Consider the following 21,733-nt stretch of genomic DNA (forward strand, 5'->3'; position numbering starts at 1 on the left):
TATGAACATAAAATTTTACCTATTACCTGTTTTCCTATTTATTTTGGGTTTTACGACCCTAAAAGCACAAGATCTTCGTGAATTGCGTGTCAAACCAGATAGCAGCATCAGCGAAGAGGACAAGAAAAAAGCATTGTCTATCAAGAACATCAATGTGCCAATTCCAAAATTAGACTTGAAAGTAAATTATTGGAAACATTGGACTAAGTTGGGTGTAAATTTCAACCAGGCACAGTTCAGTGAAAACTGGCAATTAGGGGGTATCAACTCTTGGGCCATCATGGGATTGATGTGGCACAAGTCAGAGTTTAACCGCAATAACTTCAACTTTACAACTGAGTTTGATTTAAAATACGGAAAGGTTCGAAATGAAGGCCAAGTGGCTAAACCGAATAATGACCGTATTTTTTGGGATAATAAATTGTCTTATAAATTGTCTAAAAGCTGGGGTGTCTATACGGCGATTACATTTGAGTCGCAGTTTGACAACCGCTTTATCTATGGTAAGGCAGCGGATGGGCGTGACTCCATTACAGGAATTACTTCATCTTTTATGTCGCCGGCATACTTTACCGAATCGCTGGGTTTGGAGTATAAGCCAGATAACACCTTCTCTTTACGTATCGGTACTGGTACTGCCCGTCAGGTATTGATTTTAGACGAACGGGTAAAGCCAAGAACTGCCGCAGACTATTATGCGCGTTATGGCCGCTATCCTAACCCTAAAGATCCATCTAAGGGAACTGGACCTAAGTTTGGTGTAGAAGAAGGTAAGAACTTTAAGAATGAATTGGCATTTCAGTTAACAGCTGATTTGAATAGAAATATTGCAAAGAACATCAATTTAAAGGCACGTTATAACTTATTTGCTGATTATAAGGACATGGGAGATCCATCACATCGTTTGGACGCCACCTTCAGTTCGAAAATCACTTCTTTGATTAATGTTTCCTTAGGGGGAACACTTTTATATGACTCGGACATGCATGGTAAAATCCAGTGGAATGAGGCGTTGGCGGTGGGGATACTGTTGAATTTACCAAAATAAAATAAATGCAAAGACTTACAGGATACGTTGCGGTACTGGGATTGTTATTTTTTATGGCTTCTTGCTCAACCAGCAAGAAGACTAAGGCTCTAGGTCAACCATCTACTGCTGTAATAGCGCCAACCCCAATTGTAGAGGATACGGTGATCAGGTTAGATACCTTGATTGATTCAACAAAGCTACAGCCTAGCAATTTGGTTAATCAATTAGCACCACCTCTTACTCCTGAAGAGAATGCTTGGAACATGTTTCGTGCAGGAACTAACAAGGCATTTGATTATGCTGCAGCCATGCATTATGATGTTCGTAAGCCTCAGTTTGTTATCATTCACCATACTTCCCAAAGCAGCATAGCCCAGACTATTCGTACTTTTCAGTTGGCACATACTAAGGTAAGTAGCCACTATGTGATTGGAAGGGACGGTCGTGTGGTGCAAATGTTGAATGATTACCTGCGTGCTTGGCATGCTGGTAAGGGTTCTTGGGGACAAATTACGGATATGAATTCCGTGTCTATTGGAATCGAATTAGATAATAACGGTAATGAACCCTTTCCGGAATCGCAAATTCGATCTTTGATGACCCTTTTGGATACCTTAAAGACACGGTACCAAATTCCACAGAAAAACTTTATTGGACATAGTGATTTTGCACCAGGTAGGAAAGATGACCCGAGCGCATTCTTTCCATGGGAAAGGTTGGCGCAGCGAGGTTTTGGGATATGGTATAATCCGAATGCTTTAATGCCTGCTCCTGCGAACTTTAATCCTATGGATGCCCTCAAGCTTATAGGCTACGATATGAGTCGACCAGAGACCGTAATACGAGTGTTCAAGCAGAAGTTTATTAAGAATGACCGAACGGGAGTGCTGACCGATTACGATAAGATGGTGCTCTATGATCTCTACAGGAAGTTCTACTAAACTGCCCGCTTAGGTAGAGCTGCCTGAATCAAGAAGCCAAATAGGATCACTAAGGCAGCTCCAATAGGGTTGAGCCAAAGAAAAGCCATAATATCCATTTTCCACAAACTGATTATAATGACTTCGGTAATTAATGCCGCTATGAATACAGCACGTCCGGATATGCTTTTTGCATAAAAGGCGACTAAAAAGATCCCTAAGATCGTTCCATAAAACAAAGACCCCAAAATATTCACGGCTTCTAATAGGTTACCTAGTTTGTTGGCATAAAGAGCTATGATGACGGTAAATATTCCCCAACACAAGGTGCTGATACGAGAAGCCAGAAGGTAATGCGCATCATCTGCACCCTTTTTCACAAATCGCTTATAGATATCGATGACGGTGGTTGACGATAAAGAATTAATAGCACTGGCAGTCGCGCCCATGGAGGCCAGGAAGATTATGGCGATTAATAAACCGATCAATCCCTTAGGAAAGACGTCGATAACAAAGCGTAGGAAAATGTAGTTGTTGTCGTTAGTGTCTGCTTCTGCATCATTCTTTTTCATCAATTTGACTAAGTCTTCTCGAAGAACCTTCTCTTGATTATTATAATCCTGCAATTGATTTCTAATCCCATCGACTTTAGTTTCATCATGTTGATCTAAAGCATTGGTCAGGTTTTGGATCACCAAGGTCTTTTCTTGACTGATCTGCTCATGCTTCTGCATGATGCCCGTATAAGCCTCCCTATGCTCGCTTTGTTCCAGTTTGTTTACTTCTGCTTCATTGAAAAACAAAGGCGGTGTATGGTATTGGTAATAGGCAAAAACCAGAATCCCGATCAAGAGAATACAGAATTGCATGGGTACTTTCAGCAGGCCATTCATCAATAAGCCCATTCGACTTTCCTTGATGGAAGCACCTGTCAAGTATCTACCTACCTGACTTTGATCTGTCCCAAAATAAGATAACTGTAAGAAAAAACCGCCGATAAGACCAGTCCAAACGGTGTATTGGTTGCTGAGATCGAGTTTGAAATCAATGGCATTTGTTTTTCCAGATTTACCAGCAATATGAAGTGCGTCTCGGAAACCGATATTGGTAGGCAAGAGATGCACCACGAGTATGCCCGCTAAGAGGAGCCCTGCGAAGATAATTCCCATTTGCAGCAATTGGGTATAGGATACCGCTTTCGTGCCGCCATAGACTGTGTAAATGACCACCAGGGAGCCAATGCCTAAAGTCGTTAAAGTTAGATCGACGTGAAGAACAGAGGAAAGGATGATTGCTGGAGCAAAAATGGTTATTCCCGTAGAGATTCCGCGCTGTATCAAGAATAAGCTGGCTGTAAGAACACGTGTATTGACATCGAAACGTTTCTCCAGGAATTCGTACGCCGTATATACCTTGAGCTTATGAAAAATAGGAATGAAAGTAACACAGAGGACGATCATGGCTAGAGGCAGTCCAAAATAGAACTGAACGAAGCTCATTCCAGAAGTATAGGCAAGCCCGGGGGCGGAGAGGAAAGTAATAGCACTCGCTTGAGTTGCCATTACCGAAAGACCGACTGTATACCAAGGTAAAGATCGATCACTAAGAATATAACCGTCAATAGTCTTGACGTTCTTACTTTTATAGATGCCATAGGCAACAATAGAAAGTAAGGTGAGGATGAGTACTATCCAGTCGATACTACTCATCCGAAGTATCTAGTAAAGAAATACATCAATACTATGCATACGATAAGCCAGAGAACAATTAACCAATAGAATTGTCTCCAAGATCGTACAAATGGAGGAAGTCCATTATCTGTCATGCGGTTTATGCGGCAATAGAGCCGAGATGAAGATGATGGCGAAGATCAATCCACCAACAATACCTGCGATAATACCTAATAAAGAGTGTGTAGCAACAAAAGCAGTTAATCCACCTAAGATAACACCAACTAGTAGGATAATTCCTTTTGCATTGATTTCGTTCGAGTTCTCGATTTGATTTTCCATTATGTGATTAAGTTATTTTTCTTCTTTAGTTAACAAATTTACAAATAATCTATAAGCTCCGGGCACTCCAGCGGGTAATTGTCTAAAAAATGCCAAGGAAGTATAGACAAATTTACCTTTTCCATGTTTTGCAAGGATCAATGAACCGTTGGAAGCGGCCTCATTCTTGTCGTTCATAAGCAATGGGCTGCGGTATTGAGGGTCGATTTGCTCTGCAAAGTACAATCCTCGCTCTTGGACCCATCCCTTGAAGTCTTCCTTTGTAATTTTATTGGGATAGTTTAAAACTGGGTCTTTTGGGTCTGTAAACTTAACTTCAGCATCTTCTTCCGTTACCCTTGTTCGGCTTATTTGAAAAGGATAAGGACCTAAAAAAGTAGTGCCCATGCGCGAATTTACATTATACTGTACTACTGCCACACCGCCATCTTCTACATATTTGATTAACTGTGGTAACCAGCGATTCACGGAATTGCTCACATTATAAGCTCGAACCCCCACAACAACCGCATCGTATGGTTTCAAAACTCCCATGCTGATGTTGTCTGGATTTAGCACATCCACTTGAATGCCTATATTCTCCAAGGATTGTGGAATTAGGTCTCCTGCACCTGGAATGTAAGCAATGCGCTTTACAGGGTTGGTAATTTCCAGGGATTTGACTTGAAGAGAAATAGGAGGGAACCAAGTAATGCTCGGGATGTGATTATAGCTGATTTTGTGGTAGCCCATTAAAGGCTGGGCGTTCCAAAGTAAACCGACCTGTGTACTTGGGCTATTTTTAGGGTTTGAAACTTGAATATGCCCTTCCCAAGTCCCGCCAGCAGGGATCTCTACTTCAAATTGATTGGGTTGTAATACCAAGCCATCAGATTGTTGAAATTGAAGATTCCCCTTTTGATTCGAATTACTGTGGTTTTGAAGCTGAATGCGAATGCTTTTGTTTTCATTAGCCTGCAATAGCAAATTTGAACTACTTAATGCCGCTGTTATGATTGGGCTTATGCTGAGGGGCTCCAATATTTCACCATGTACAGGGTCTACATAGCGATAGACGATAGGCAGGTCTAGTGTTATCTTCTCACCATAGAAATCCAATTGAACAGTAACCTTGGGTTTTTCGTTGTTTTCAGGATATCCGAAATCGGATTCCGCAACATCAAATTTTCCTAAGGTATGTGGCTTCACCAACCAGTAAGGTTGGGTATTATTGGCAAATGATTTTTGGATAGTAAAAGTCTGCGTCTTGTTGACAGGGAGACTTATTTCTTTAATGGAGTCTCCATCAATTGCTTTCAAGATCACAGGGATATTGTTGGATCTGGAGATTAACTCTAACTGTATAGGAATTTCCTCCTGCATGACAGCTAATGCCTTCTTGCTAGTAGCGGTCATGTGTAAGCCGGCACAGTCAATTAAAAGCTGCTCCACTTCTTGGAGTTTTTCTTTTTTCCAAAAGGAATCTTTTAGCTGATTGATGTGTTTGTGCAGTTTTACCAGATCAGGAATGGAAAGATCAGGGCTGTTTGCTTTATAGTTCTGTTGGATAAGTTTGATGAGTTCTTGAATTCGGCTGGTCGGTTCATCAAGTCTGGACCAATCGGTTTTAATACCTTCAAAAAGATCGGTATTGGCTTTATCGCCTGCCACATGGTCGAAGTATTCAATGGTTTCCCCACGTTGGGAAGCGGCACCAAAGCCTTGACTTTTATGTTGGGACCGACTGAGTGCGGCAATTTCGCCGTAAGAATAACCCAACAGCGGATTGTACTGCCCAATATTGACCTTTAATTGATCCTCGGAGGTGTTGTTCATTCCGCCGAAATTAGCGGTATTCCATACCAGTCGCTTAGCATTCCATGGTTTCAAGGTTTTCAATTGCTCAGGGAACTTAGAGGGGTCAGCTGCGGCAAGAAAAGCTTCATGTGCCAGGATAGCCGATGCTTGATGGTGCCCATGTCCACCTCTACTGTCCGGAGGGAAGCGCGTGATAATTACATCCGGTTGTAATTTACGGATCAGGTAAACGGCCTCTCTTAAGGTTTCGTTCTTCTTCCAGAAATTGAATGTTTCTTCGTGAGTTTTGGAGAAACCAAAATCAAAAGCCGAAGTAAAGTATTGTTCACCACGATCAATATTTCTGGCGGCTAGTAATTCCTGCGTGCGGATAAGGCCGAGTTCAATTCCTTGCTCAGTCCCAAGTAAGTTTTGCCCGCCATCACCTCGCGTAAGGGATAGGTAGGCGGTCTTATATTTCTTTTCATTTGCCAACCAGGCTATTAGCTTGGTATTTTCATCATCGGGGTGTGCAGCAAAATAAAGCACGGAGCCTAAACTGTTTAATCGATCAATCTTCAGTTTAATCTGTGCAGCATTGCTGCTGTTTTGGGCATAAAGAAAGATGGATTGAAAAAGGAAGTAAAGCAGTAAACTGCATGTTCTAAGCGTCATAGAACTAAAAATAAGGAAGTTTTACGTATAAAAATAAAAGGAATCAAATTAATTTGATTCCTTTTACCAACAATTAAAAATCTTTGACTTCAAACCGATGTGTTTAAAGCATTGGTTCATTTGGCAGGATGATGCGCTTATTTGGTCTAACCTTTAATGAATATAAAAGTAATACAAATAGAATGGAAAACGGGGGATTGGCTTAAAAAACTTTTCCACAAAAACACAGTTATGCACAGGTTTTTGTGGAAAAGGAAAACAATAATTGCTGCTCAGGCGCAGCTAATGCATGAGGTTATTTATCAATAGAACCCATTACACGCTTCATAAAGCTGTTTAGGGCCTCTTTTTGTGGCATGCCTTCTTGTACTAATTTGTTTACTTCGATGGCGCCGTACATATTTGAAATTAATTCACCAATGACATCCAGCTCCTCATCTTTCAATTGAGAAACTTCGGTCAAAGATTCTAAAGTCTCGATTGTTTCCAAAACAAAGTCTGCATCGTTTTCAGCGATGAACTCCGTCAGGTGCTTAATTATTGGTAACTTCATTTAATAAATCTGTTAATCCTTCTATTTTATTTGTTTGTACTTGGTTTACCAATTTACCGTTTTTGAAAGCGGCAAATGTAGGTAAGTTATTTACGTTAGCTAGTTTTCTAGATTCCGGAAACTTCTCTGCATCGACGATTAAGAACGTCACGTTCTCATTTTCGCCTGCAAGTTTCTTAAATTTTGGCTTCATGATACGGCAATTGCCACACCAAGAAGCGGCATACTGAACCATAACTATCTCGTTATTGTCTACTACTTCTTGTAAGTTATCAGCGTTTAATTCTTGTAACATGATTATTTTTTCTTCGTTAATGTCTGTTTGTTAATTTAAACCGTTGTTGCTATTGTTTTTCAGCAAGTAGATTCGATTGTTTGGGCAAAGGAATCTAAAAAAAAGAGGAGGCTATAACCTCCTCTTTATAAAATTCGGTTATTAGTTTTGAGATAGGTAAGATGCTACACCGTCGCGAGTTGCGTTCATAGCTTCTTTTCCTTCTTCCCAGTTTGCTGGACAAACTTCTCCGTGTTTTTGAACGTGCGTGTAAGCATCGATCAAACGGATGTATTCTTTAACGTTACGGCCTAAAGGCATATCGTTTACTGACTCGTGGAATACTTTACCAGTCTCATCGATCAAGTAAGTAGCACGGAAAGTTACTGCAGAACCCTCAACCAAAGTACCATACTCTGGGTGCTCTACCTCTTTCATTTCTAAGATGCCCAATACACTGGATAGGTTGCGGTTCGTATCTGCAACAAGCGGATACTCAACACCCTCAATACCACCATTGTCTTTTGCTGTGTTTAACCAAGCAAAGTGTACTTCTGCCGAGTCACATGATGCACCAACTAGGATCGTGTTTCTCTTTTCGAACTCAGCTGCTGCTTCTTGGAAGGCGTGAAGCTCCGTCGGACATACAAACGTAAAGTCTTTTGGATACCAGAACAACAAGATTTTCTTGTTCTCTTGCTTCGCTTTCTCAAATAAGTTCAATGTGAAATTGTCACCTAAATAGTCAATAGCGTCAACTGTAATGCTCGGGAAATTTTTACCTGTAAAACTCATAATATTTTCTTTTCTTTTTCTGATACAAAAGTACGCTTTTTATCGCCTCAAAAGTATTGATATTCTTTATTAACTATCGTTTTTGTCTATAAGAAATGGGTGTCATTTATAAATGTGATTTATATCATGTTTTGGTTAGTGCTTGGTATTGAGGTTTGTATATTTTTTTGGTGTTTTTGAATGGGGTAATGGTGGTTTTTGGATGGAAGGTGAGAAAGGGGGTGATCTTGTGGTGAGGGAGAGTGGGGAAGAAATAATTTTGTACAAGCTGCTTAAAATATTAGTTTTGCAGCATGGCCCCGTAGTTCAACGGATAGAATAGATGTTTCCTAAACATTTGATAGCAGTTCGATTCTGCTCGGGGCTACAGGAGGAGGCATCATATAAGGTTTGTCTCCTTTTTTGTCGATAATAATCTGCGGAGGGAACTGTAAATAGAGAGTGGTTTGTAGTTTTTTATTTTCTACTGAATTTTTAAATCAACTAAGTAGTATTGTCTGAAAATTATTCTCCTTGATTGATAAAATGGTAGACAATTTCATATTCACCTTTTAGAATAGCAGGAATATTTTCAGGTGTAAATTCGTTTTTGTAAATCTCAATTGCTTCTAAGATGGATTGCTTCGTTTCTTCGACTGTATCACCTCCTCCATAAATGCCATTGGCATTCTCAGCATAGGCACTGAACATGTCAGCGCTACGTTCAATGACAATTTTTAAAGTTTTCATAAATCTACATTTAAACCCTTCAGAATTATACGCACAATTTTATATCAAGGTAATTCTTTTACTACCATTATTGTAAACATATTTAGATCATGATATTGAATATTAGTTAGTTGAAGCAACTCCTTACTTAATCTTAGGGCCAGCTTATCCATCATTTAATTTTCTAGACTTCTCTCCTTATCAAACATTATATACAAAACAAAAGAGAGGCTCTTTAGAACCTCTCCTTGAATAAAATCTATTAAAATTAATTTTATAGATTACCTAAGATTTACCATCCTGGATTTTGTTTGATTTCAGGATTTACAGTCTCATCGCGTGTTGGAATTCCCCAAACAAATTTATCATCTGTCGCTGCAACAGATTTTTCGGAATAATTTGCTGCAGGGGAATTTGTTAACACTAAAGTGTTTTGTGGGGCTCTTCTAGAAAAACCTTCTTTCCATCTTCTGAGATCGTCTAGACGAAATCCCTCAAAGGCTAATTCCCTAAATCTTTCCTTTTTAATTTCATTAAATAAGTCTTGGCCTGAAATGGTTGGATCTAAGCTTTTTAAGCCTCTGGCAACCCTTAAAGCATTCAAATGACCAATTGCAGTCGTTAATTGTGTTCCCCCTTCTCTAAAACCTGCTTCTGCGGCAATTAAATACATCTCAGCAATTCTAAATATTTTTTGTTTGTGGACATAATTAGTTGCAGCTGACGTGAAGTAAACTGGATTTCCAGGGTATTTATTGACTATTGTTATATTTCGAAAATCTCTCCCCGCCAAGTACACTAAGGGAGTTATGAAATATGTTTTTTTTCTAAAGTCAGTATCCTCAAATTCATCGATTACCCATTTTGAAGGAATAAAATCGGGGGAGTAGGTGTTGTAACTTATGTCATAATATAAATACAGACCATTTGTAGGAGGCAGTTCAGTTGGTTTTACAATTGTTGGAGAAAAGATATCTTCACCTCCCTCGTCACGATGCCACATGTTTTTTATTCCCATTTCAGTAGAATATAATGGGTACTTTCCTCCGGTAATTAAAGCTTCCGCAGCTGTTCTGGCTCCTGGCCAATCTTGCATGTAGAGTTTGACCCTAGCTTCTAATGCCCTTACGGCATCAATTGTAAATCTATTCGCCTGCCTAGTACCATTTACTGTTGCCAGGTTGGTTTGTGCAGTCTCAATATCCTTTAATATTAAATCATACACTTGCTTCACCGTGCTACGAGCAGGTTTGTTATTCATATCGTGTTTAACCACGATTGGCACCCCAAGGTCTGTTGCTGCAGTTGCAGGGTCATATATTTTAGCGTATCTCGTTACAAGATTAAAATAATAAAATGCTCTTGCTAGATGAGCTTCACCAGTATATACGGTCATTCTTTTTGTTTCTGCCTCATTAGCTGGTTTTATCTCTTGGAATCCTTCTAACATTAAATTGACATTATCTATACCTTCATAATATCCAGACCAAACAGCAGATAAAGTGTAATCATCAGAGGTAAAATCCCACCTATGTGGAGAACCATTTCTATTTCCAAAGTCGCTGCTGGCATTAAGTTGGTCTGCTTGGACATCGGTGGAGAACATGTATTCACCATACGTTCTCGATCGAATTTGTGCATAAAGGACATTACTCCAATAGGAGGCATCATCAACGGAAGAAAATGCCAAGGGCTTGTCAATAACATTGTATGGAAGACGCTCCACGTCACAAGACGTGAAATAACTGCAAAATGTTATGGCTAGAAAAATATATTTTATTGATTGTAATTTCATGATTTGATGTTTTAAAAAGTAAATTCTAATCCAAAAGTGGACTGTTTGGTATTCGGATTTCTACCTAATGAAATATTGGAACTTGTTTCAGGATCAGCACCTAAATACTTTGTGGCAGTCCATAGATTTCTGCCAACGTAGAATACTCTAGCAGATTCAAAAAACTTAGATCGTCCAAGCAATTTAGATGGAATGTTATAGCCTATTGTCAGGTTTTTCCATCTTAAAAACGAAGCGTCTTCAAGTAAGCCCGTATCAAATTGGCTGATAGAGCCAAACCTTGCAAATCTTGTATTGTCACCTGGTTCTTTCCAATAGTCCAATACCGTTTTGGATTGGTTGAATCCTAAGAATTGTGCTGGGTTTTCATAAAAATAGCGGTCATTATTGGTCAAGAAGTTTCCTTTGGAAAAGATAAATAATGTCGAAATGGAAAAGCCATAGTATGAAGCATCAAAACCAAAACCTCCGGCATGAGGGGCATACAGTTCTGAACCTGTATTTTGTTGCAAAGTGCCGGGATTAAACAAGGAGGTTACATTATTGGGGTCTCTATAGGATTTTGTAGGGTCATCTCCGGGAACATACCATTCATAGTTTCCAGTTTCTGAATTTACACCTGCTAAAATTGGCGTAAAGAATTGAACGGGCTGTCCAACGACATAGGATATTCCAGAATTTGGCACCACCCAAAAATTGCGGTTTTGAAATAGCTCGGTTACTTTATTTTCATTATACCCATAGGTAATTCGAGGTTGAAAATAACCGGTATTTCCAAATCTGAAGTTGTAAGACAACTCGACTTCTAATCCCTTGTTTTGTAGGCTTCCCACATTTTCATAGCGGCTAGCAAATCCCGTTGTATATGGATATGGGACAAACATCAACATGTCCACTGTTTTCCTGTCGTAAAATTCTACGTTGAAATTTAAGTTTTCAACTGCCGTTCCACTTAGACCAACACTCAGCATGGATTGTTTTTCCCAACCAAGGATAGGGTTACCTGGACTCTGAATCCCCCAAGCGGACCTTTCTCCATATGCAACAGCTCCTACGGTTTCCAAATGTTCATAGTTTCCTATTTCCGCATTTCCGGAAGTTCCATAGCTTGCCCTAAATTTCAAATCGTTCAGCCAATTGACATTCTGATTCATGAAGGTTTCAGATTTAATATCCCACATTCCTCCGAATGACCAAAATGTTGCTGCTGACCTTTCTCTACCAAAACGCGATGATTTATCTTGCCTTAAAGTTGCGTTTAAGAAATATTTTTTCTTGAAGTCGTACGATAATTGTCCGAAAAGTGAGTTAAAAGCATATTCAGAAATTGATTGTGATACGTTTCTATTTGACGGTCCAGCAGAAAGTAATACCATTTTATCAGTTACCTGTCCGGTTGAGGAGCCTGTAAAACCGTTTGATTGAAAATCGATTAACTCATTACCGACTAATGCTCCAATTGAATGTTCTTCCTCAATTTTGAATTTATATTCTAATGTGTTTGTCCAAGTAGCTAAATAAGAAATGGTGGTACTTTCCGAGCTCGTTCCATTACCTTTGCTTAAAACGTAAGAAGGTAATCTTCTCGCTGTAGTTCTGGCATTAAAATAATCAATACCACCCTGAGACTTTAGTGTAAGACCAGGTATTGGATTTATTTGAATAAATCCTAAAGGAAGTAAGGTTGTTCTTTTCTGATTGTTGGGAAACATTGTTGCAAGATAATTTGGTGCATATCTGCCCCAACCAGGAATCCTTTCATCCCAATATTCCGATCCATCTTCCTTAAATGGGGAATAGAATGCTGGCACTAATAAGGACAAACCCCCATTGGGGTCGTTAGATCCCCAGCCATTGCTTTCCGCATCATCTACACTCGCTCCAATGTTAAATCCCATTGTTGCCCAATTATTCAATTTAAGATCGAAATTCCCCCGTACTGTTCCTCTATTATAACCCGAACGATACATCAAGCCCTCTTCCTTATACAGACCACCAGCAATATAATAACGGAGTTTTTCGGAACCTCCAGAGATATTTAAGTCATGCTGTTGCATTGGGCGATCCTGTTTATAATAATATCTGAACCACTCGAAGTCTTTAGGATTGTTTTTCCGAATCTCGTCAATTTGTGCTTGCGTTCTATAGCCGACTGCCAACCACAGATCTAACAGCTCTTGGCCACTTAGCATATTTTGTTGCATTTTGGTCTGTGCAAGATTTGACCAACCGTATTGGCCTCGATATTTAATAGTTGCTTTTTCCGATACCCTTCCTTTTTTGGAGGTTATAGACACCACGCCATTGGCTGCCCTGGCTCCATAAATAGAGGTGGCTGCAGCATCTTTTAGGATGGATACACTTTCTAGGTCTTCAGGATTTATAGATAGAATTGTTCCTGCACCCACAGGAACACCATCTAGCACGTAAAGTGGTGTTGAAGAGGCTCCTAATGACCCGATACCTCTTAATCGAAGACTTTGCGTAGCAGAAGGTTCTCCTGAAGATGTTAAAACCGTTAGCCCAGCTACTTGTCCTTGCAGTGACTCTAACACATTCGCTCGAGGACGATCCTTAATCTGTTTCGATGAAACCGTTTTTACGGATGCAACCATGTTGCTAGCTTCAGTACCCGACCCATAGCCTACGACAACAATGTCTTCAATCATTTCTCCCGATGGCTCAAGCTGTACATTTAAAGTATTACTTGTGCTAATTGAGATTTTCTTTGTCTTATAGCTAACGTGTTTGAATATTAACACATCCCCTGGTTGGACTTGAATACTGAATGTGCCGCTTACTCCTGTTTGTGTCCCCCGATTGGTCCTTTCAATTAAAACACTTACAGCAGAAATTGGAATGTTCTTGTCAGAGGAACTTACCGTTCCAGTGACGGTTCTCTGTGTTTGTCCATTTGCCACAAATGCAAATAGAAAACACGACACGAGAATCAAAAATAGTTTTTGTTTCATAATTAATAAGTTTGGTTAAATCTGCGATTGTTTCTAGGAGTTGAATCACAGAAAATTGTTTAGTTGGAAATAAATACTCACATAAAGTTAAAACCACTTTAACAAATAAACAAATTAATGTAATAATATTACATAAACAGTCTTTTTAGACCTAAAATACCTAGACCTTAATCAAAAAGCATTATAAACAATAAAGTATTAATTAAAAATTATAGGACACTAAACAAGCATTATTGAAATATTGATAATAATGTGCTTAGCAATTATGTAAGAAAAAATTGATTAGTGTCAATTTAAGAATCTTAGCAATGAAGAATTATTGTAAGAGGGAGGTGTATATAAGAACAAAAAAGCCGACTCTCGTCGGCTTTTTTTATTTATTTCTTAAGATCCTTTAGGATTTCAGATACTGCTTTTTCGAGTTGCGGATCTTTATCTGCGATTCGATCTGCTGTAGTGTTCTTAATAGCGATATCAGGTGCTACACCTGTAAGTTCAAGATCTTGCCCATCTAGGGTATAACATCCCCAACCGGGTAATCTGTAAGAAGAACCATCTACAAGGCTCTTTGCGGAGGTAAAGATAATCCAGCGATAAGTTTCTGTACCGATAATTTTTCCCAGTTTCAATTCTTTGAACCCCGCTGCGGTCATTTCGGCATCACTAAGTGACTGCTCATTGATTAATAAAACGATTGGTTTACTAGCTGGTGCAAAGTTCGATTGAGGAGCACGCTTACCGCCACGATATTGCCATTGTAGATAAGGTCTTTGAGACAAGAAACGTAAAACTTCATCATGAACATTTCCTCCCGTATTATATCGTAAATCCAAGATGATTCCATCCTTATTGTTTTCCTGTTCAGCCATATCCAACAAGAAGGTGTTTAACTCGGTAGTACTCATGTTCTTCATATGTGAATAGGCAATTCGGTTACCACTTAATTGATCGACCTTATTGCGGTTGCCTTTAATCCATTCATCATATAATGATTCGCGGAAAGCAGCACTACTTTGCGGACGGATATTTATGGTTGACTCCTTGCCATTGCGCTTTATGCTAAGTTGCAATTCAGGAGCTAGTGAAGGCATGGTTAAGTAATAATCGCGATCCATATTTTTATCAATAGGATTACCATTGATGGCTACGAGTTCATCACCGGCTTGTAGGTCAATGCCTTTACGACTTGCTGGGCCATTGCGAACTATACTGGCGATTTTATAAGGATTCTTTTGATCGTACGTTACGCCAAGCTCATTACTCACAAAGTTGAAGTTCTTACGCTCTTCAGTACCCATGCTACTAAAACCTAAGTGGGATGCATTTAACTCGCCCAGCATGTCGTTTAATAAGATTCTGAGGTCATTACGGTTGTTGATGCCTGGAAGATATGCCGCATATTTTTTCTTCATGCCTTCCCAGTCTACCCCATGGAAAGAAGAATCGTAAAAGTTCTCTTCAACATTAGCCCATGTTTCAAAGAACATTTGTTTAAATTCCTTATCCAGGTCTCTATTGAATTTGCTGGAAATTTCTACCGGTTCAACGCGGTTAAAGTCAATGTTATACTTTTGGAAGTTTCCGTTTGCCAATATGTAATATCGACCTTCTACTTCGATCAGGTTGTCTACAGATCCATCAGCCACTTTCTCTGTTTTAGGAGCAGTAAAAGGTTCGTAGGTTATGCGATACATACCTAATTTGCCTTCATGATTGGACAGGAAGAAAAGGAATTGCTTATCTCCACGGCTAAAAGCTTTAGGTGAGAATTGTGATCCAGCAAAAGGACTAACCTGTTGGATACGATCCATAAGTCCATTGACATCAATGGTCACTAAATTTTTCTTAGGTGCTGGTTTAGCTGATGCTACAGTTGGTTTAGCCGGCTTGTTTTTATCATCCGGTTTTTTAGTGGTTGTAGTATCTTTTTGTTCCTTTTTAGGTTCTGCAAATAGCTCATCAAATTTGCTGACACGATAAGGCTCATCGAAATTCTCTAAGGCCATACGATAAATGCTAGCAGTACCCATTCCCATCGGGTAAGAAGGCTTCGTGCGGTTGCTGGAGAAATAGATGTATTTTCCGTCTGCAGAGAATACAGGTGAAGTTTCAGATACTCCTGTATTCGTCAGATTCATCGTTTTATTATCTGCTAAGTGATGAACAAAGATATCTTGCTCAAAATTGCGAATAGCGGTGAATAGAACATATTGACCATCTGGAGAAAATGAAGGTGATGAATTTTGAAAAGCCCAAAGTTCATCCTTTACAATGGTGTTGCTTTTTAAAGATGCCAAATCAAGAATCCTTACTTCATCTCTTCCTGACAGGTAAACAGCCTTCGTGCGCTCTTTGTTAAGATTGAGGTCACGGTTATTTCGTTTGTCGGATGTTAGTTGTTTGGCAGCGCCTTTACCATCAGCAGAACGGCTAAACCAATTCAGATAACCATCTACTGTTTGATTATAAACAAGCGTACGGTTGTCCTTTAACCAGCTTACCTCCATGATACGCTCGCCAGCAGAAGGCATTTGGCGAATAAACTTGCCATCCACATCGGAAACAAAGAGCTCACCACGAGAAACAAAAACTAACTTCTTTCCATCTGGAGAAACATCGAAATTGCTTATAGCCCCTCTGACATCAAACTCTTTGGACTTGCCCAATACTTGATTTCTACTGACAATGATATTTGGTTGAGTTGTTTTCTTGCTCGCAACATCATAAATGTAAAGCTGATATCCGCGTTCAAATATGATGGCTTCTCCATTTGCTGAAACTTGAGGCGTTCGGATAGACTCTTTAAAATTCGTTAGTTCTGTTTTCTTTCCGTTGCTGAAAGTATATAGATTATATTCATCATTACCTTCATCGGAAGCGAAGAAAATATTTCCTTTGCGATCTACAGTTGGCCAAAGGTCTTTGCCGATATAGCTTGTATAGTCTTTAAAAGAGTTATCTTTTGGGTTGTAGCCCTTAATATCCGGATTGAATGCGCCCTTATACCTTTTTCTATTTGCAGAGCTATAGCTTTCAAATGAATCAGTGAAAAGTAGTTCGCCTGAAGGTGTTTCCACCATGTTATGGATATAGTTGAAGAAATGCGGAATAATGCGCTGTGCCGTACCACCCGCAGCATCTACCTTATAGCTACTCATTCTATTTTCTCGAGTAGAGGTAAAGTAAATACTCTTACTGTCCCAACTCCAGCTCGCTACATCATCAGCACCATCATGGTGTGTAATCTGACGGATTTCACCACCTGCTAAAGGCATCACATAAACATCCATGTTCCCGTTTTGATTGGAGGAGAATGCTAGCCACTTTCCATCAGGAGAGATTCTGGGTGATATCTCATTACCATCCATTGCCGTGATGCGTAATGCTGGCCCACCTTGAGTAGGAACTTTCCAAAGGTCACCTTCATAGCTAAAGACAATGGTCTTGGCGTCTGGGCTAATGGTTGGATTTGATAAAAAGGTAGGTTGAACTTGTGCTATACTGCTTCCAGTCCCTGCAAGTAGTAAAGCAAAGGCTAATAATGATTTGTTAAACATATTGAAATCAATAATTATTGGTAATAATTAACAAATTTAATATTCGACACAACATTTTAGCATGACACTACTATAATATTACAATTTATTACCTACCTCAATATTTTATGTATTTAATTGGTTTTAAGGTAAATGTAAAATTTTGTGGAAATCTAATATGGAATTGGTTAAGATATGTTTATTCACCAGCACATAAACCGAAGTGTATATTTTACACTTCATTAGGATAGTTTGCCGAATTAATAATGCTAATTTTGCTGAAAAATTAAGTTAATGAGCTCATTGAGTACTGATTCAGCATATTCTCTACAACAAAAACAACGCATTCGCATTGCAGTAGCATTATTTTTCTTTGGCCAAGGCTTAGGGTTTGCTACTTGGGCTAGCCGTATTCCGAGTATTAAATCGAGCTTGGGACTATCAGAAGCTGAGTTAGGCACTCTTTTATTGATGATTCCCATTGGACAATTGGTTACTCTTCCAATTTCCGCTTTCCTGGTTAATAAATTTGGAAGTCACCGTGTATTGCCTTGGGCAGCTTTTTTATATGCTTTTGTACTCATCTTGATCGGATTATCACCTAATGTTTGGTACTTAGGTGCGAGTCTATTCTTGTTTGGTATGGCTGGAAACATGGGTAATATATCGGTCAATACCCAAGGGGTTCTGGCTGAAGAAATTTATGGTAAGCCGATCATGTCCTCTTTCCATGGAGCTTGGTCCTTGGCGGGCTTTTCAGGTGCATTGTTGGGATTTCTGAGTATGCAATTGGAGCTGCCAAGTATGCAGCACTTTATAGGCATGTTTCTCTTGCTAACGATTAATATCTTATGGAACAAACGCTTGCTTGTTCCTGAGCAGCCAAAACAAAAAGAGAAGGAGGAGAAGTCGAAGTACAAACCTGATTGGATGATTATTCAATTGGGAATTTTAGGCTTCTTTAGCATGGCGACAGAAGGGGCCATGTTTGAATGGAGCGGTGTTTACTTTTCAGAAGTTATACATGCTCCAGAAAAGTTGGTTATTCTTGGCTTTGGTTCTTTCATGGTAATGATGGCATTGGGACGCTTTATCGGAGATGGCATTATCTCTAAATTAGGAAGGCGTCGCACATTACAGCTCAGTGGACTCTTGATGTTCGCAGGAATGCTAACCTCGGTTTTATTCCCTAATCTTTATGTCTGCACCTTGGCGTTTATGTTGGTTGGATTGGGTGTAGCCTGTAATGTTCCTACAGTCTATAGCGTAGCGGGTAAACATAAGACTATTCCAGCAGGCGTAGCCTTGGCAATGGTTTCTAGTATATCATTTTTGGGCTTCCTAATGGCACCTCCATTAATTGGCTATATCGCTGAACTATTTAGCTTGCAATATTCTTTTGCCTTGTTTTCTTTATTTGGCCTGCTGATGTTTGTTATGGTTAGTAGGATGCGTAAGGGTGAGGTGTGAAGGTGAGACCGCTTCGCTTTTAGACAACAGATGATAGACATCAGACGTCAGACGTCAGACGTCAGACACAGAGCGTAATATATATATGGGCAGACATTCCGCTCGTTTTCGATGAGGATAAATCCTCATACTCAACTCTCAGTACTGCCCCTACCTAGGGTGCTATCTAGATAGTTCGTTAGGTTTCACATCTCATCATTTCACAAATAGTACGCCATACCCAAGTCTCATATCTCATATCTAACAGCGCAGCGATCTCAAATCTTTCCCTTAACACACTATTAATCATTTCTTAACTTAACTTTATTAAGTTTGTGGCTAAACAACCATAAACAAAAAATGAAGAAATTATATTGGTCGCTGGTCGCATGTTTGATGACCGGTACAGTGCTTGGGCAAGATCTTGCCAAGGGGACGGTTTACAACGATTTAAATGGCAATGGCCGTCAGGACCGCAAAGAAGTAGGCATAGAAGGTGTCAGTGTAAGTAATGGTCGGGAAGTAGTACAGACCGACAAAAAGGGGAATTACAGCCTTCCAGTCCAAAAAGACAACATTATTTTCGTAATCAAGCCTTCAGGATATGAGCATCCGGTAGATGCCGATAATCATCCTAAATTCTATTACATCCACAAACCTGAGGGTTCACCAAAAATGAAATATGCTGGTGTTGATCCTACAGGTCCTTTGCCTAAATCCATTGATTTTGGTCTGAAACAAAAAGCAGAGTCTGCTAACTTCTCTGCCTTTGTATTTGGGGATCCACAAGCATATACGGCTGAAGAAATGGAGTTTTTCCGTAAAGGTATTGTTGATGAAGCTAAAAATAGACAAGGTCAGATCTTCGGGATTAGTTTAGGGGATTTAGTAGGAGATAACCTAACGCTGCACCCTAGTTATAAACAAACTGTTGGACAAATGGGGCTTCCTTGGCACAATGTCATTGGAAACCACGACATGAACTTGGATGTTCAACAAGACTCTTTATCAGATGAGGGCTATGAGCGTGTTTTTGGTCCTGCAAACTATGCTTTCAATGTAGGAAATGCTCATTTTATTGTCTTAGATGATATTATCTATCCACATCCTAAAAAAGGGAAAGGATATCAGGGTGGATTACGTGAAGACCAATTGGATTTTGTAGAAAACAACTTAAAGTTTGTCCCTAAGGATAAATTAATCGTGCTTGCTTTCCATATTCCTTTGAATCCAGATAATGATGCTTCTTTCCGCAATAAAGACAGACAGCGTTTATTCGATATCTTAGCTGATTATCCAAATACATTATCTCTTTCTGCGCATACACACTTCCAACAGCAGAATTTCTATACTGCTGATCACGGATGGAAAGGCGCAAATCCGCACCATGAATACAATGTTGGAACAACTTCTGGTGATTGGTATTCTGGATTACCGAATGAATTGGGTGTTCCTACTTCAACCATGCGTGATGGAACGCCTAAGGGATATGCAATCTTGAAAATTGATGGTAATAAATATTCCTTCGATTATAAGGTTGCTGGAAAAGATGATAGTTATACAATCGGACTATTTGGCCCTTCTACTGTAAAAGCTAAATATGCTGCTAGATACCATGTTTATGCGAACTTCTTTTTAGGTTCTGCAAATGACAAAGTTAGCTATAGACTTGATAATGGAGAATGGCAAGCCATGGAAAAGGTAGTAGGAACTGATCCGGCATATTTAAAAGATGTTTTAAATTATGATGGTGCAACCAATTTAGTAGCGGGTAGAAGACCTAGTGATGCGGTTAACTCGGCTCACCTTTGGAAAGTTAAACTTCCTAAATTGAAAGCTGGTAAACATACTTTAGAAATTGAAGCTGTGGATATGTTCGGTAGAAAACATAGCAATAGCAAAGTTATCGACGTTGTAGAATAATATTTTAAAACAGAATTTTCATAACAGCAAATTGAGCCTATGGAGACATGGGCTCTTTTTTTTAAAAGACAATGTATGCTGTTAAAGGTTCGGATGAAATTCCTTATCCAGCTGATCTCTTAGTTCAGGATGTTTCTTAATATATTTTGACACAAAAGGACAATAGACCATAACCTTCTTCTTGCTTTCTTTTGCATAGGCAAAGGCTTCTGCAGCCAAAGCGGAAGCAATACCCTTACCCTGCATACTTTCTGGAACTACCGTATGCATCATGGCGATGTTTTTCTTGTAAAAACGATATTCTAATCGAGCAATCTCCCCGTTTTCCTCATATTCAAATTGTAAGTTCTTCTCGTTATTTCGGATGTTCATGTTTGTATTGTTTGCTATAATAACAAGGCTGAAAAGACTTTGTTTAGAGCCTCTATTGGGGTGAATAGTTTTGATAAGTGAATTAATCAAATTTAGTGATATCGAATGCATAAATTAACTCCTATCTCCAATTAGAAATAATAAAGGGGACTTAAAATAAATTTTGAGATAAGACCGTTCTATAAGAAAGCTAATTATTCTTAAAACCCTTAAAACAAAATAAATGAGAACATTCTTCATCACTATAATCGTAATACTTGTTTTTCAAACGAGTCACTTATCGGCACAGATTTATACACCTCCATTTAATATTAATCATCGTATTTATGTAAACACATATGAGCAGCAGGAGGCGAATAAGAATCCAAAAAAGGTTAAAGATATAGCAAAGTCTGAAGTAGTGGCTCCACCCACTAAGGACTTCCTTGTTTATAAATCTACAGCAACTCAAAGAAAACTATCTTATCAGCGGTTTGTGGATCAGCAACGTCAATTTGATGCTCAAGGCGCCGAGGGAACAAAAGAATTGTTTAAAAACACGGATGTAATTAATGAGATCGGTAAAGTAATGGAGACTGTTGGCTTGAAGCCAACAAATGTTGCAGATTCTTATACCGTGTGGTTGATATCTGCCTGGGAGGCTGTCAACAATAAAGACATGAAAGGAGATAAGGTTATTTATCAAGCGGTGAAAAAACAAGCTGTCCAAATTGTTGGTGACAATGATTTAATTTATTCAGCTTCTGATGCTGAAAAACAAGAGGTATCAGAATTAATGTTGCTACAAGCGGCTTTGATTGATGCAGCTAAGGAAGAAGCTGTTGGAAACTCTGCAAAACAAATGGAGCTTGCAAAGGCAGTAAATACCGGGGCATTAAAAGTTGGGTTTGACTTGAAGAAAATGTCATTAAGCCAGAAAGGGTTTTCCTACAATAAGTAGATA

16 protein-coding genes and 1 tRNA gene are annotated in these 21,733 nt (G+C 39.2%); 6 read left to right on the forward strand and 11 right to left on the reverse strand.

Features of this window, described 5'->3' with window-relative positions; all coding sequences use genetic code 11:
- Position 1 precedes the first annotated feature (1 nt).
- Entirely contained in the window at positions 2-1,048 is a 1,047-nt protein-coding gene (locus ACP6L2_RS13770; protein WP_440509917.1) for a DUF3078 domain-containing protein, read from the forward strand.
- Between the two features lie 5 nt (positions 1,049-1,053).
- Complete coding sequence (locus ACP6L2_RS13775) at positions 1,054-1,971, forward strand: N-acetylmuramoyl-L-alanine amidase (RefSeq protein WP_440509918.1); 918 nt, start codon at positions 1,054-1,056, stop codon at positions 1,969-1,971.
- Here the strand turns inward: ACP6L2_RS13775 and ACP6L2_RS13780 are convergent.
- From ACP6L2_RS13780 to ACP6L2_RS13805, 6 genes are all read right to left on the reverse strand, one after another.
- The gene (locus tag ACP6L2_RS13780) at positions 1,968-3,659 is read right to left on the reverse strand and encodes a sodium:solute symporter (protein ID WP_440509919.1); all 1,692 of its coding nucleotides are present in this window, start codon (positions 3,657-3,659) and stop codon (positions 1,968-1,970) included. The genes ACP6L2_RS13775 and ACP6L2_RS13780 overlap by 4 nt on opposite strands.
- 105 nt (positions 3,660-3,764) lie before the next feature.
- Positions 3,765-3,962: a hypothetical protein gene (locus ACP6L2_RS13785; RefSeq protein WP_440509920.1), complete on the reverse strand. Its 198-nt coding sequence runs from the start codon at positions 3,960-3,962 to the stop codon at positions 3,765-3,767.
- Positions 3,963-3,974: 12 nt separating this feature from the next.
- Positions 3,975-6,413, reverse strand: a complete 2,439-nt coding sequence (locus ACP6L2_RS13790) for a PIG-L family deacetylase (protein ID WP_440509921.1) — start codon at positions 6,411-6,413, stop codon at positions 3,975-3,977.
- A 295-nt stretch (positions 6,414-6,708) separates the two neighbouring features.
- On the reverse strand, positions 6,709-6,966 hold the full coding sequence (locus tag ACP6L2_RS13795; RefSeq protein WP_344675211.1) for a DUF6952 family protein: 258 nt from the start codon (positions 6,964-6,966) through the stop codon (positions 6,709-6,711).
- Positions 6,947-7,261: a thioredoxin family protein gene (locus ACP6L2_RS13800; RefSeq protein WP_440509922.1), complete on the reverse strand. Its 315-nt coding sequence runs from the start codon at positions 7,259-7,261 to the stop codon at positions 6,947-6,949. Before ACP6L2_RS13800 ends, ACP6L2_RS13795 begins: the two co-directional genes overlap by 20 nt.
- A gap of 141 nt (positions 7,262-7,402) precedes the next feature.
- Positions 7,403-8,035, reverse strand: a complete 633-nt coding sequence (locus tag ACP6L2_RS13805; RefSeq protein ID WP_344675209.1) for a peroxiredoxin — start codon at positions 8,033-8,035, stop codon at positions 7,403-7,405.
- Between the two features lie 295 nt (positions 8,036-8,330).
- Between ACP6L2_RS13805 and ACP6L2_RS13810 the strand changes: the two genes are divergently transcribed.
- Positions 8,331-8,402: transfer RNA gene (locus tag ACP6L2_RS13810), tRNA-Arg, on the forward strand.
- Between the two features lie 137 nt (positions 8,403-8,539).
- On the opposite strand, the gene ACP6L2_RS13815 is transcribed toward ACP6L2_RS13810, so the two are convergent.
- The 4 genes from ACP6L2_RS13815 to ACP6L2_RS13830 form a co-directional block, all read right to left on the reverse strand.
- Positions 8,540-8,764 (reverse strand): hypothetical protein, encoded by a 225-nt coding sequence (locus ACP6L2_RS13815; protein ID WP_440509923.1) that lies wholly within the window; start codon positions 8,762-8,764, stop codon positions 8,540-8,542.
- Between the two features lie 271 nt (positions 8,765-9,035).
- On the reverse strand, positions 9,036-10,538 hold the full coding sequence (locus tag ACP6L2_RS13820; protein ID WP_440509924.1) for a RagB/SusD family nutrient uptake outer membrane protein: 1,503 nt from the start codon (positions 10,536-10,538) through the stop codon (positions 9,036-9,038).
- An 11-nt stretch (positions 10,539-10,549) separates the two neighbouring features.
- Positions 10,550-13,510, reverse strand: coding sequence for a SusC/RagA family TonB-linked outer membrane protein (locus ACP6L2_RS13825; RefSeq protein WP_440509925.1), 2,961 nt, complete (start codon positions 13,508-13,510; stop codon positions 10,550-10,552).
- A gap of 377 nt (positions 13,511-13,887) precedes the next feature.
- Complete coding sequence (locus ACP6L2_RS13830) at positions 13,888-17,067, reverse strand: S41 family peptidase (protein WP_440509926.1); 3,180 nt, start codon at positions 17,065-17,067, stop codon at positions 13,888-13,890.
- Positions 17,068-17,340: 273 nt separating this feature from the next.
- Here ACP6L2_RS13830 and ACP6L2_RS13835 point away from each other — a divergent pair, with 273 nt between their 5' ends.
- Positions 17,341-18,516, forward strand: a complete 1,176-nt coding sequence (locus tag ACP6L2_RS13835; protein WP_440509927.1) for an MFS transporter — start codon at positions 17,341-17,343, stop codon at positions 18,514-18,516.
- 339 nt (positions 18,517-18,855) lie between these two features.
- Positions 18,856-20,418: a calcineurin-like phosphoesterase C-terminal domain-containing protein gene (locus ACP6L2_RS13840; RefSeq protein WP_440509928.1), complete on the forward strand. Its 1,563-nt coding sequence runs from the start codon at positions 18,856-18,858 to the stop codon at positions 20,416-20,418.
- 81 nt (positions 20,419-20,499) lie between these two features.
- Here ACP6L2_RS13840 and ACP6L2_RS13845 read toward each other — a convergent pair whose 3' ends face one another.
- Positions 20,500-20,790, reverse strand: a complete 291-nt coding sequence (locus ACP6L2_RS13845; RefSeq protein WP_440509929.1) for a GNAT family N-acetyltransferase — start codon at positions 20,788-20,790, stop codon at positions 20,500-20,502.
- A 223-nt stretch (positions 20,791-21,013) separates the two neighbouring features.
- Here ACP6L2_RS13845 and ACP6L2_RS13850 point away from each other — a divergent pair, with 223 nt between their 5' ends.
- Positions 21,014-21,730 carry a DUF6683 family protein gene (locus tag ACP6L2_RS13850; RefSeq protein ID WP_440509930.1) on the forward strand — a complete coding sequence of 239 codons (717 nt, stop codon included), beginning with the start codon at positions 21,014-21,016 and terminating at the stop codon, positions 21,728-21,730.
- Positions 21,731-21,733 lie beyond the last annotated feature (3 nt).

The sequence above is a fragment of the Sphingobacterium lactis genome (genome assembly GCF_051951495.1).
In the GTDB taxonomy this organism is placed as follows: Bacteria; Bacteroidota; Bacteroidia; order Sphingobacteriales; family Sphingobacteriaceae; genus Sphingobacterium; species Sphingobacterium lactis_A.